The sequence below is a fragment of the Limnohabitans sp. T6-20 genome (assembly GCF_003063505.1).
Classification (GTDB): domain Bacteria; phylum Pseudomonadota; class Gammaproteobacteria; order Burkholderiales; family Burkholderiaceae_C; genus Limnohabitans_A.
Genome location: NZ_NERW01000001.1, coordinates 604,843 through 617,228, shown reverse-complemented (window position 1 = coordinate 617,228; position 12,386 = coordinate 604,843). Strand labels below are relative to the sequence as shown.

General features: G+C 59.9%; 10 protein-coding genes. 7 read left to right on the top strand and 3 right to left on the bottom strand.

Features of this window, described 5'->3' with window-relative positions:
• Positions 1-88: 88 nt before the first annotated feature.
• Positions 89-772: a Crp/Fnr family transcriptional regulator gene (locus tag B9Z33_RS02945; protein ID WP_158270167.1), complete on the bottom strand. Its 684-nt coding sequence runs from the start codon at positions 770-772 to the stop codon at positions 89-91.
• Positions 773-1,215: 443 nt separating this feature from the next.
• On the opposite strand from B9Z33_RS02945, the gene B9Z33_RS02940 reads away from it, so the two are divergent.
• Positions 1,216-2,502 carry a hypothetical protein gene (locus B9Z33_RS02940; RefSeq protein ID WP_108285505.1) on the top strand — a complete coding sequence of 429 codons (1,287 nt, stop codon included), beginning with the start codon at positions 1,216-1,218 and terminating at the stop codon, positions 2,500-2,502.
• A gap of 6 nt (positions 2,503-2,508) precedes the next feature.
• Here B9Z33_RS02940 and gap read toward each other — a convergent pair whose 3' ends face one another.
• Complete coding sequence (gene gap / locus B9Z33_RS02935; RefSeq protein ID WP_108285504.1) at positions 2,509-3,516, bottom strand: type I glyceraldehyde-3-phosphate dehydrogenase; 1,008 nt, start codon at positions 3,514-3,516, stop codon at positions 2,509-2,511.
• 135 nt (positions 3,517-3,651) lie between these two features.
• On the bottom strand, positions 3,652-5,682 hold the full coding sequence (gene tkt / locus B9Z33_RS02930; protein ID WP_108285503.1) for a transketolase: 2,031 nt from the start codon (positions 5,680-5,682) through the stop codon (positions 3,652-3,654).
• Between the two features lie 143 nt (positions 5,683-5,825).
• On the opposite strand from tkt, the gene B9Z33_RS02925 reads away from it, so the two are divergent.
• The 6 genes from B9Z33_RS02925 to B9Z33_RS02900 all read left to right on the top strand — a co-directional run bounded on the left by B9Z33_RS02925 (position 5,826) and on the right by B9Z33_RS02900 (position 12,291).
• On the top strand, positions 5,826-6,611 hold the full coding sequence (locus tag B9Z33_RS02925) for a nucleotidyltransferase family protein (RefSeq protein ID WP_233252709.1): 786 nt from the start codon (positions 5,826-5,828) through the stop codon (positions 6,609-6,611).
• Positions 6,612-6,777: 166 nt separating this feature from the next.
• Positions 6,778-8,166, top strand: coding sequence for an aminopeptidase P N-terminal domain-containing protein (locus B9Z33_RS02920; RefSeq protein ID WP_108285502.1), 1,389 nt, complete (start codon positions 6,778-6,780; stop codon positions 8,164-8,166).
• Between the two features lie 5 nt (positions 8,167-8,171).
• Positions 8,172-8,765 carry an MOSC domain-containing protein gene (locus tag B9Z33_RS02915; protein WP_108285501.1) on the top strand — a complete coding sequence of 198 codons (594 nt, stop codon included), beginning with the start codon at positions 8,172-8,174 and terminating at the stop codon, positions 8,763-8,765.
• Positions 8,766-8,964: 199 nt separating this feature from the next.
• A complete protein-coding gene (locus B9Z33_RS02910) occupies positions 8,965-11,268 on the top strand; it encodes an NADP-dependent malic enzyme (protein ID WP_108285500.1) in 2,304 nt (767 codons plus the stop codon).
• 154 nt (positions 11,269-11,422) lie between these two features.
• On the top strand, positions 11,423-11,836 hold the full coding sequence (locus B9Z33_RS02905) for a ribonuclease domain-containing protein (RefSeq protein WP_108285499.1): 414 nt from the start codon (positions 11,423-11,425) through the stop codon (positions 11,834-11,836).
• Between the two features lie 29 nt (positions 11,837-11,865).
• Positions 11,866-12,291, top strand: a complete 426-nt coding sequence (locus tag B9Z33_RS02900) for a barstar family protein (RefSeq protein ID WP_019429907.1) — start codon at positions 11,866-11,868, stop codon at positions 12,289-12,291.
• Positions 12,292-12,386 lie beyond the last annotated feature (95 nt).

The window sequence follows — 12,386 nt, the reverse complement described above, 5'->3', positions numbered from 1 at the left end:
AAAAGTGGCAGATCATGGCTCAAACTCGTTTTGAGAGGGCGAAAGCACCTGGTTTGGTTTTGTACTTCCGCAACCCGGTGCTTGCGCCTCAAGACTCTGCCACGATCTGGCGCAATGCCGACAGACTGTGCAATTGGATGCGACCGTAGGTCAAGGTGAGGATTTTTTCCGACTCCCACTGCTTGAGCAAGCGGTTGACTGTCTGCCTAGAGGCCCCCAACATGCGGCCGAGCTGTTCTTGTGACAAATTGAGCTCGATCGGATGGCTTGCGGATGTGTGTTGAGCCATGTCAAGTTCTGCCAGTAAACGGTCAGCCAAACGAACCGGTACAGGCCGAAGAATGGTGGCTTCGATCCTTTCGATGGCCCATTTGTAGCGACGGCACACCAAGTGCAGTAGCTCGCGCAAAAATTCTTTGTTGTCCTTGACCACATCAAAGAAGTGCGTTTTAGATACCACCATCAATTCCGTCGGGACCAGCGCTTTGGCGTCGTGTACGCGCTCTTTTTGAATGATCAGAGTCAATTCACCAAACCACATGCCAGCCTCAGCGATACCCAAAACTGCCTCTCTGCCAGCTGATGACGAATTGCTCAGCTGCACAGCACCTGACTTCACAAAATAGACCGCGTCGGGCGCTGAGCCTTGGTGAAAAAGACTTTCGCCCCTGGCAAATCGTTTCAATCGAGCTTTAGCCAAAAGTTGTTGAGTCAGTTCACGTGAAAGGTCGTATTCATCTGGGGCAATTGCTGGGAGATTTTGAGAAGCCATCTTTGTATGTCCTTGAATCCATCCCTGCATCAAGATGATTTTTGTGAATGATTGAAGGCGCATCAACATGCACAAGCAAGAGATATCAGGGTCTCGGTCATTAGATCAAATTATTTGACATGCAGATGGCAATGCAGAGACACGAACACGTATTGACTCACTTATCAATCCATCATTTTCGTATTTTCAAGGCGACCATGCTGCTGACTGCTATTGGCCGTTAACAGCCGTTCAGCGTAACGGAATTTAACGGACGCATTCGCTGCTATTCAGCCGCCGAACAGAGCGATGACGTGTGTCAAATCCGGCGTGCTCAACAAAGCAAATTCAATGACGTCTCGCAGCGTGGGTGCTGTGGCGCACGCTTTAAAAGTGATGCAGTTTTTGGCGGCATGTGAAGTTGGATAGACAATCAAGTCAGACCATCTGCCAGGACTGCTTACGTGAACACCGAACACATCAACGCCGACAACTTCAACCGTGAATGCTTCTGCATCAGTCTGGATGACCAGGCTTTGGCGCAAACCATGGCGACGGATATCGGCAACCCTGCGCTGTTTGATTTGGTGCGTGACAGGCTGCCTTCGATGTTTTCAGCGCGCCCGGTGGTGATTCCGCAAGCGCAAGTGCAACGCATGGCCCGTTTGATTTCGGCTTTGGAGTCGGTGGTGGCTTTGCCGTCTTACCGCGAAGAAGTGTTGCACCGCTCAGACCCGATTGCGCGGCACCCGACGCGTGCCAAAAGCGTTTTCATGGGCTATGACTTCCATGTGCATGCCGATGCGCAAGGCCCCGGCAGCTTTGGCCTGATTGAAGTCAATACCAACGCGGGTGGCGCCTTGCTCAATGCCTTGCTGGCACGCGCTCAGCGTGCGTGTTGTCCCGAGATTGAGGCGTGGGTGCCGACCGCCGCGCAGGCGGATGCGCTGGAAGCGGCTTTTGTGGCGATGTTTCAAAACGAATGGCGGCTGTGCCAGCCTTCACGTCCTTTGCAAACCGTCGCCATCGTCGATGCGTCACCGAGGCAGCAGTACCTGTACCCGGAATTCTTGCTGTTTCAGAGTTTGTTCAAGCGCCACGGCGTGCAGGCGGTCATTGCCGATCCTGCGCAACTGGTGTGGCAGGGCAACAAGCTTTGGTGCGATGGCGTCGCCATTGATTTGGTCTACAACCGTTTGACCGACTTTGCATTGACCGACCCCGCGCACGACCATTTGCGCGAAGCTTATTTGCAGGATGCGGTGGTGTTGACGCCGCATCCGCAGGCGCACGCGCTTTTGGCCGACAAGCGCAATCTGGCTCTGCTGTCCAACGCCGATACGCTCAAGGCCATGGGCGTGCCTGCGGACACGCAAGCTGTTTTGCTGCAAGGCATTCCACAAACCGTGGTGGTGACCCCCGACAACGCCGAGCAGTTTTGGGCCCAGCGCAAGCGGTACTTCTTCAAGCCCTTTGCGGGCTATGGCGGCAAAGCGGCCTATCGCGGCGACAAATTGACCCACCGCGTTTGGGCCGAGATTGCAGCGGGCGGCTACATTGCGCAAGCATTGGTGGCCCCGGGTGAGCGCACCATTTCGACCGGCGATGCAGGTCAAGTGCTCAAGTTCGATGTGCGCAATTACGTGTACAACGGGCAAGTCCAGTCACTGGCTGCCCGTTTGTACCAAGGCCAAACCACCAATTTCAGAACACCCGGCGGCGGGTTTGCGCCGGTGTATGTGGGGCCTTGACGGCGTTTACTTCTTCTTGGCCACCACGCGCACCATTTCCAGGCACTGCTTGGCGTAACCCCATTCGTTGTCGTACCAGGCGACGATCTTGACGAAGGTCTTGTCCAGGGCAATGCCGGCAGTCGCATCGAACACGCTGGCGCAGGGCTCGCCACGGAAGTCGGTAGAGACGACCTTCTCGTCGGTGTAGCCCAAGATGCCCTTGAGTGCACCTTCGCTCTGGGCCTTCATTTCGGCGCAGATGTCGGCGTAGCTGGCGTCGCTGTTCAGCTCGACGGTCAAGTCAATGACCGACACGTCCGATGTGGGCACGCGGAAAGCCATGCCGGTGATCTTGCCCTTGATCTCGGGGATGACCACGCCCACGGCCTTGGCTGCGCCGGTGCTGCTGGGGATGATGTTTTCCAAGATGCCACGGCCACCGCGCCAGTCTTTGCGGGACGAACCGTCCACGGTCATCTGGCTGGCAGTGGCAGCGTGCACGGTGGTCATCAAACCGCGCTTGATGCCCCATTTGTCGTTGAGCACCTTCACCACGGGGGCCAGGCAGTTGGTGGTGCATGACGCATTCGACACGATGGCCTCACCCGCATACTTTTTGTGGTTCACGCCATAGACGAACATGGGGATGCTGTCTTTGGACGGGGCCGAGATCACGACTTTTTTGGCACCTGCGGAGATGTGCATCTGGCTGGTGGGCTCGGTCAGGTAGTGGCCGGTGCATTCCAGCACGGTGTGCACGCCCATTTCGCCCCAACGCAGGTTGTGCGCATCGCGCTCGTGCGAGAGTTTGATCTTCTTGCCATTGACGATGAGGGTGTCTTCGGTGAAGTCCACCGTGCCATCAAAGCGGCCGTGCACGCTGTCGTACTTGAGCATGTAAGCCAGGTAGTCGGCGGGCTTGGGGTCGTTGATGCCGACGATCTGGATGTCGTCGTAGCCGTGTTTGAGGGCGGCGCGCAGGGCCAGGCGGCCGATGCGGCCGAATCCGTTGATACCCAACTTGATGGTCATGGTGAATGCCTCAGGAGAAAGTTACGAAACCGTTACGTAACCGGATTTGAAACCAGGACCCTTGCGTGAGCCTGATCCCGCAACCTGAATCGGCGCGCCGGGCGCGGATTCAGGTCAGCCGGTCAGCGTGCCTTGTCAGGCCTTGAGCAGTGCAGCGTGGACGGTGTCGGCCACGTTTTCGGCGGTGAAGCCGAAGTGTTTGAACAGCACAGGCGCAGGAGCCGACTCGCCGTAGGTGTCGATGCCGACCACGGCGGCGCAGCCGTATTTCCACCAGCCGTCGGTGGAGCCCATTTCGACCGCCACGCGGGGCAGGCCTGCGGGAAGTACGCTTTGCTTGTATTCGGTGTCCTGGCGGTCAAACACGTTGGTGCTGGGCATGGAGACCACGCGCACACCGATCTTGCGCTCGGCCAGCAGCTTTTGCGCGGCCAGGGCCAGTTGCACTTCAGAGCCGGTGGCGATGATCACGCCATGGGTCTTCTTGATGCCGACTTGTTCGGGCTCGGACAGCACATACGCGCCACGGCTGATGTCGCCCAGATCGCTCTTGGGTGAGTAAGCCAGGTTCTGGCGGCTCAGGAGCAAGGCCGATGGGCGGTTCGCGTTTTGCAACGCCACGGCCCAAGCCACAGTGGTTTCGGCCGTGTCAGCCGGACGCCACACGTCCAGACCGGGGATCAGGCGCAGGCTGGCGGCGTGCTCGATGGACTGGTGGGTCGGGCCGTCTTCCCCCAGACCGATGGAGTCGTGGGTGAACACGTGCACGACGCGCTGCTTCATCAGCGCGGCCATGCGAATCGCATTGCGGCTGTAGTCGCTGAAGGTCAGGAAGGTGCCGCCGTAAGGGATGTAACCGCCGTGCAGGGCCACGCCGTTCATGATGGCGGCCATGCCGAATTCGCGCACGCCGTAGTTGATGTGGCGACCGATCTGGCCTTCTGCTGTCTTGACCACGTCACCGGCCAGGTCCACGCGGAAGGCGGGGGTGCTCTTGGTGTTGGTCAGGTTGGAGCCGGTCAGGTCGGCCGAGCCACCCAGCATTTCGGGCAGGGCGGCGGTGAAGGCTTCGAGTGCCAGTTGGCTGGCCTTGCGGCTGGCCACGGTTTCGCCCTTGGTGTGGGCCGCCACCACGGCGTCAAACGCCACTTGGTTGAAGTTCTTGGGCAGCTCGCCCTTCATGCGGCGCACGAACTCTTTGGCTTGCGCTGGGAAGGCGGCTTTGTAGGCGGAAAAGGCCTTGTTCCACTCGGCTTCGCGGGCTTTGCCAGCGGCCTTGGCGTCCCAGTCGGCATAAACCTCTTTGGGGATCTTGAAGGGCTCGGCCGTCCAGCCCAGGGCTTCGCGGGTGAGTTTGATTTCTTCGGCGCCGAGCGGCTCGCCGTGGGCCTTGGAGGTGCCGGCCCGGTTGGGCGAGCCCTTGCCGATGGCGGTCTTGCAGACGATCAGGGTGGGCTTGTCAGCGCTGTGTTTGGCGGCGGCAATGGCCTTGGACACGGCAGCGGCGTCGTGGCCGTCCACGGCATCGATCACGTTCCAGCCGCAAGCGGCAAAGCGCTGGGGCGTGTTGTCGATGAACCAAGGCGCGACTTTGCCGTCGATCGAGATGCCGTTGTCGTCGTACAGGGCGATCAGTTTGTTGAGCTTCCAGGCGCCAGCCAGTGCCACGGCTTCGTGGCTGATGCCTTCCATCAGGCAGCCGTCACCCAGGAACACGTAGGTGTGGTGGTTGACGATCTTGTGGGCGTCTTTGTTGAACTCGGAAGCCAGCATCTTCTCGGCCAGTGCCATGCCCACGGCGTTGGTGATGCCTTGGCCCAGCGGGCCGGTGGTGGTTTCCACGCCGGGCGTCACGCCCACTTCGGGGTGGCCAGCGGTTTTGCTGTGCAGGGTGCGGAAGTTCTTGAGTTCTTCGATCGGCAGTTTGTAGCCGGTCAGGTGCAGCACCGAATAAATCAGCATCGAGCCGTGGCCGTTGGACAGCACAAAGCGGTCGCGGTTGGCCCAGTGGGGGTTGCTGGGGGTGTGTTGCAGGTGATCTCCCCACAGCGCGACGGCCATGTCAGCCATGCCCATGGGCGCGCCGGGGTGACCGGAGTTGGCTTGTTGAACAGCGTCCATTGCGAGGGCGCGGATGGCGTTGGCCATTTGCTGTGTGTTTGCCATGTGGGCAGCTCCGGGGAAGTATTCTGGAAAACCCGGATTTTAGCGGTTGCGGACCGCCTTCTTTGGCCATTTGGGCGGTCTGGTGGCTGTTCAATGGCATCTTGGAGCGACAACATGCGTACGGAACATGGCAACATCGCGGCATGAATTCCCCTGCTTCCGAACAGAAAACGCGCGCTGCAGCCCAAGCGATGGTGCTGGCGGCTGGGCGAGGCGAGCGCATGCGCCCCCTGACCGACACCACCCCCAAGCCCCTGCTGACCGTGCGTGGCCAGCCGCTCATGCAGTGGCCCATGCAGGCGCTGGCCCGGGGCGGCTTCACCCGCCAGCTGGTCAACACCGCGTGGTTGGGTGAGCAGATCCCGGCGCACTTTGGCAACCAAATCGCTTGGCCCGGCTTGCCCGAAGTGCAGATCGCCTATTCCCACGAAGGCCAGGACTTTGGCCAAGCGTTGGAAACGGCGGGCGGCATTGTGCGCGCCCTGCCGCAGCTGGACGAGGTGTTCTGGGTGGTGGCGGGCGATGTGTTTGCGCCAGACTTCGTGTTCAGCGCCGAAGTGGTTCAGCGTTTTGCTGCCAGCGAGATGCTGGCCCACCTGTGGCTGGTGCCCAACCCCGCGCACAACCCAGGCGGTGACTTTGGCTTGTCGGCCACGGGCCGGGTGCTCAACCTGCCCAAAGGCGCACCTGGCTGCGACCACACCTTCAGCACCATCGCGCTTTACAAGCAGGCTTTTTTTGCCGACTGCGGCCTGCCCGCAGGCAACCCGCAAGGGGTGGCGCTGGCGCTGGCGCCCCTGTTGCGTGCCGCCATGGACCTGGGGCAAGTCACTGGCGAGGTGTATGAGGGTGCCTGGACCGATGTGGGCACGCCGGAGCGGCTGGCGCAGTTGAACCACGGCCAGGACATCTCAAGGTCTCGCTTTTAGTTGGAGCTAGCCCCCGCTCGCGAACGGGTCTAGTGTCCCTCAGGCATTCGGCCGCAGGGGCAGCCTCCTACAAGATCGGTTGGCCCTGTGGGAGCGAGCCCCTGCTCGCGAATAGGGTTAAGGCCGCGCGCATTCGGCCACAGGGGTGGCCTCCTACAATGCACAAATGACCTCTCACACGATCTACGCCGACCGCCGCGCCCGCCTGGCTGCCCAACTGGGTGCTGGCGGCATCGCCATCATCCCCACGGCGCCTGAGCGCTCACGCAACCGGGACAGCGACTACCTGTACCGGCACGACAGCTACTTCTATTACCTGACCGGTTTCACCGAACCGCATGCCACGCTGGTGATCACGGCCGAGGGCGAGACCACGCTGTTTTGCCAGCCCAAAGACCTGGAGCGCGAAATCTGGGACGGCATCCGTTTGGGCCCCGATGCCGTGCCCGCCGCTTTGGGTGTAAGCCGGGCCATGTCGTCGGCCGAGTTGGCCGCGCAAATGCCCAAGCTGCTCGAAAACCGCAGCACCGTCTGGTACCCGTTTGCCATCCATGCGGGCCTGGAAGGCCGCGTGGACGGCTGGCTGCAGTCGGTGCGCGCACGCGTGCGTTACGGCGCTTTGTGTCCCGACCAGCAACGCGACCTGTGCAGCCTGCTTGATGAGATGCGCTTGGTCAAAGACGCACACGAACAAGACATCATGCGCCGTGCCTCGGCCATCAGCGCCCGCGCCCACATCCGCGCCATGCAGCGCAGCGCCGCCATGCTGCGCACCGGGCAAGAGGTGCGCGAATACCACCTCGATGCCGAGTTGCTGCACGAGTTCCGCCAGCACGGCTCGCAGTACCCGGCCTATGGCTCCATCGTGGCGGGCGGGGCCAATGCTTGCGTGCTGCATTACCGCGCCGACACCGCCTTGATTCGCGATGGCGATCTGGTGCTGATCGACGCCGGGTGCGAGCTCGATGGTTATGCCAGCGACATCACCCGCACCTTCCCGGCCAACGGCCAATTCACGGGGCCGCAGCGTGCGCTGTACGACCTGGTGCTGGCCTCGCAAGACGCGGCCGTGGCCGCGACCAAAGCCGGTGCGCGGTTTGTGGACCCGCACGAGGCCACCGTGGCCGTGCTGGCGCAGGGCCTGCTGGACGTTGGCCTGCTCGACAAGAACAAGGTGGGCAACGCGCAAGACGTGATCGCCAACCGCAGCTATTTCCAGTTCTATATGCACCGCACCGGCCACTGGCTGGGCATGGACGTGCACGACTGCGGCAGCTATGTCGAGCCCTCTCAGGTGGGCCAGATCAGCGAGCGCAAAGACCCTTTGAGCGGCGAGCTGATCAAAGACCGCCCCAGCCGCATCCTGCAGCCGGGCATGGTGTTGACCATCGAGCCAGGCCTGTATGTGCGCCCTGCACCGGGCGTGCCTGAAAAGTTCCACAACATCGGCATCCGCATCGAAGACGATGCCATCGTGACGGCTACGGGTTGCGAGCTGATCACACGCGGCGTGCCGGTCAAGGCAGATGAGATCGAAGCCCTGATGAAGGGCTGAGCTGCATGACGGGTGTTCAATGCGGCCGCGTGCTGTCGGTGCAGATAGGCCGAGTTCAGCCGCTCATGGTGGGCGGGCGCAAGCTCATGTCGGCCATTGGCAAAACCCCGGTGACCGACGCGGTCGTGTTGGGCCCTTTGGGCTTGGCCGGTGACGAGCAAGCCGACCTCTCGGTGCATGGTGGCTTGAGCAAGGCGGTTTATGCCTTGCCTTCAGAGCACCTGTCTTGGTGGCAAGCGCAACGCCAAGTGCACGGCGCGACGATGTTCGAAGAAAAACTGGCCCCCGGTTACCTGGGCGAAAACCTGAGCCTGCAAGGCCTGCTGGAAGAAGACCTGTTCATCGGCGACAGCCTGGATTTTGGCGATGTGGTCTTGCGCGTGACGCAGCCGCGCGAGCCTTGCGGCAAATTCAACGCCGTCATGGGCTACACCCAAGCGGCCAAAGACATGGTGCAAAGCGGGCGCTGCGGGTTTTATTTGGCGGTGGACCAGCCGGGCTTGTTGCAAACAGGGGCCCACTTTGCTGTCATCGCAGGCCCTCGATCCATCAGCGTGGCGCAGGCCTTGAAGCACAAAGCCTGGAAGCATCTGCGCTGACGGGTGATCACTTGTGTCCAAAAGTCAAAAGCCAACTCACTTGCGGTGAACATTTGCACAGTCAAACCCTCTTAATCCGGGGTCTACAATGAAACCGATGCCCATCTGTCACCCTGCGGATTGACAGAACCCACAAAATTCACGGCGGTTACCGAAGGCCTTCGGCCATGACGGCACACCCCTCTCACGGAGCACAACAATGACCAACAAGGTTCAAGCCGAAGAAAAACGCGCCCAGTTGCGCAAAGCGGCCCTCGAATACCACGAGTTCCCGACCCCCGGCAAAATCGCCATTGCTGCCACCAAGCAGTTGGTCAACCAGCATGATTTGGCGCTGGCTTATTCGCCCGGTGTGGCCGCCCCTTGCGAAGAAATCGTCAAGGACCCTGCCGCTGCGTTCAAGTACACCAGTCGGGGCAACCTGGTGGGCGTGGTGACCAACGGCACGGCTGTGCTGGGTTTGGGCGACATCGGCCCGCTGGCCAGCAAGCCGGTCATGGAAGGCAAGGGCGTGCTTTTCAAGAAGTTCTCGGGCATCGACGTGTTCGACATCGAGATCAACGAAAAAGACCCGGACAAACTGGTTGAAATCATCGCCGCGCTGGAGCCGACTTTTGGCGGCATCAACCTGGAAGACATCAAGGCGCCTGACTGCTTTTATGTCGAGCGCAAGCTGCGCGAGCGCATGAAGATTCCGGTCTTTCATGACGACCAGCACGGCACCGCCATCGTGGTGGGCGCTGCCATCCTGAACGGTCTGAAGATCGTGGGCAAAGACCCCAAGAAGATCAAGCTGGTGACTTCGGGTGCGGGCGCTGCTGCGCTGGCTTGCCTGGGTTTGCTGGTCAAGTTGGGCATCCCGCGTGAAAATATTTGGGTGACTGACTTGGCGGGTGTGGTCTATGAAGGCCGCACCGAGTTGATGGACGAGGACAAGATTCAGTTCGTGCAAAAAACCGAGCACCGCACGCTGGCGCAAGTCATTGCCGGGGCTGACGTGTTCTTGGGCCTGTCGGCAGGCGGCGTGCTCAAGCAGGACATGGTCAAGTCCATGGCGGCCAAGCCGCTGATTTTTGCCTTGGCCAACCCCAACCCCGAAATCGATCCTGAAGACGTCAAGGCCGTGCGCGACGACGCCATCATGGCCACGGGCCGCACCGACTACCCCAACCAGGTCAACAACGTTCTGTGCTTCCCCTACATTTTCCGGGGCGCTTTGGACTGCGGTGCAACCACCATCACACTGGAGATGGAAATTGCGGCGGTGCATGCCATTTCCGAGCTGGCACAAGCCGAACAAAGCGAAGTGGTGGCGGCAGCTTATGTGGGCGAGCCACTGGCGTTTGGCCCCGAGTACCTGATTCCCAAGCCGTTTGATCCGCGCTTGATGATGAAGATCGCCCCTGCCGTTGCGCAAGCCGCAGCCGACAGTGGCGTGGCCTCCCGCCCGATCGCCGACATGGACGCTTACCGCGAGAAGTTGCAAGGCTTTGTCTATGCCTCGGGCACCATGATGAAGCCGATTTTCACGGCCGCCAAACGCGCCCTGAAAAAACGCATCGCTTACAGCGAAGGCGAAGAAGAACGCGTGTTGCGCGCTGCGCAGATTGTGGTCGATGAAGGCATTGCCCGCCCAACCCTGATCGGTCGCCCTGCCGTGATCGCCGAGCGCATCGAAAAATTTGGTCTTCGTTTGAAAGAAGAGCTGGACTACGATGTGGTCAACGTCGAGATGGACCACCGCTACCGCGATTTCTGGCAGACCTACCACCGCATGACCGAGCGCAAAGGCATCACCCAGCAGATCGCCAAGATCGAGATGCGCCGCCGTTTGTCGTTGATCGGTGCCATGCTGCTGCACAAAGGCGATGTGGACGGCATGATTTGTGGCACTTGGGGCACCAACCCCATGCACCTGAGTTACATCGATCAAGTCATCGGCAAGCGCGCAGGCGTCAACACCTACGCTTGCATGAACGGGTTGATGCTGCCTGGGCGTCAGGTTTTCATGGTCGACACGCACGTGAATTACGACCCGACGGCCGAGCAATTGGCCGAGTTCACCATCATGGCGGCCGAAGAGATGCGCCGTTTCGGCATCAAGCCCAAGGCGGCTTTGTTGTCACACTCGAACTTCGGTTCGTCCAACCAGCCCAGCGCCATCAAGATGCGTGACGTGCTGGAGTTGTTGCGCAAGAACGCCCCTTGGCTCGAAGTGGATGGTGAAATGCACGGCGACGTGGCATTGGATACAGCAGCTCGGCAGGCCATCATGCCCAACAGCAGCTTGATCGGCGATGCGAATTTGTTGGTTTTGCCAAACATCGATGCCGCCAACATTGCTTACAACCTGCTCAAGACGGCAGCGGGCGGCAACATTGCTGTGGGACCTGTTTTGTTGGGTGCTGCCAAGCCTGTTCACATCCTGACATCCAGCACCACGGTGCGCCGGATTGTGAACATGACAGCCCTCACCGTTGCAGACGCCAACGCTGCACGTTAAGCCATAAAACGACAGCAAGCGCTAACTTGACCTTGGAATGCCCAGACAGGCTTTGCCTGTTTATTGGGCATTCGCTTGCTTTTTTATGTCGTTTGCCTCACACTAGCGCCTTCGAGTGTTCGGGTTAACCCGGGGACTTCTGAAAGGTGTTTTCATGAAGGTGGCGCGACAAATCGCTGCCCCACAGCGCTGGATGCCGGTGCTTTTGGGGTTGATGTTATCAATTTGCACTTTTTTGGTGCAGGCCCGTCCAGCCACCGAAGCCCAAACTTCACCGACCCTGTCGGTGACAGATTTGCCGCGAGAAGGCCAAGAAACGTACCAACTCATCCGCAAGGGGGGTCCTTTTCCTCATGAAAAGGACGGGACAGTTTTTGGCAACCGTGAGCGGATTCTGCCACGCGAAATGCGTGGGTTTTACCGTGAATACACCGTCAGAACACCTGGGGTGAAGCATCGCGGAGCGCGGCGCATCGTTTGCGGTGGCCAGGTTCCCCGAAATCCACAGACCTGTTACTACACACAAGACCATTACGCGAGTTTTCGCATGATCGTCGACAAGCCTTGATTTTTAGACTTTAGAGAAAGACCACGGAGATGGACACGCCGATTCGTCACGACCAAGAGGCGCCCCTGAAGGGCGTGCGGTCCAACATCGTGCAGTCGATTCGCGCCTACCGCGTGAGCGATTTGCAAGAGGCCGCCCAAGGCCTGGGCCACCACTTTTTGTACGCCAACCTGGCCGAAGCCCAGAGCAAACAAGACGTGCTGGACCTGATTGGTGCGCAATTCACACTGCCTTCGCACTTCGGCAAGAACTTTGATGCCTTGTACGACTGCATGACCGACCCCTTGCACAAGTCAGGTCCACAGCCTGGTTTCATCGTGGTGTTGGAGCAAATTCCTGCACACGTCAAATTTGACAAGGAAGCCCGCGAGCAATTGCTGGACATCTTCCGCGACACCGCCGATTACTGGGGAGACAGGAAGATACCCTTCCGATGCTTCTATTCTTTTCTGTAGCCCGTTCTGCGCAAAACAGCCAAGCAGGACGGGCGATTGAGGCACAAACCGAGGACGCCGCCATGGCCGAATCGATCGAAGAAGGCGAAAAAATG

Coding starts and splice junctions, on each gene's coding strand:
- B9Z33_RS02945 (WP_158270167.1), bottom strand. CDS start 772: ATGGCTTCTCAAAATCTCCCAGCAATTGCCCCAGATGAATACGACCTT.
- gap (WP_108285504.1), bottom strand. CDS start 3,516: ATGACCATCAAGTTGGGTATCAACGGATTCGGCCGCATCGGCCGCCTG.
- tkt (WP_108285503.1), bottom strand. CDS start 5,682: ATGGCAAACACACAGCAAATGGCCAACGCCATCCGCGCCCTCGCAATG.
- B9Z33_RS02925 (WP_233252709.1), top strand. CDS start 5,826: ATGAATTCCCCTGCTTCCGAACAGAAAACGCGCGCTGCAGCCCAAGCG.
- B9Z33_RS02920 (WP_108285502.1), top strand. CDS start 6,778: ATGACCTCTCACACGATCTACGCCGACCGCCGCGCCCGCCTGGCTGCC.
- B9Z33_RS02915 (WP_108285501.1), top strand. CDS start 8,172: ATGACGGGTGTTCAATGCGGCCGCGTGCTGTCGGTGCAGATAGGCCGA.
- B9Z33_RS02910 (WP_108285500.1), top strand. CDS start 8,965: ATGACCAACAAGGTTCAAGCCGAAGAAAAACGCGCCCAGTTGCGCAAA.
- B9Z33_RS02905 (WP_108285499.1), top strand. CDS start 11,423: ATGAAGGTGGCGCGACAAATCGCTGCCCCACAGCGCTGGATGCCGGTG.
- B9Z33_RS02900 (WP_019429907.1), top strand. CDS start 11,866: ATGGACACGCCGATTCGTCACGACCAAGAGGCGCCCCTGAAGGGCGTG.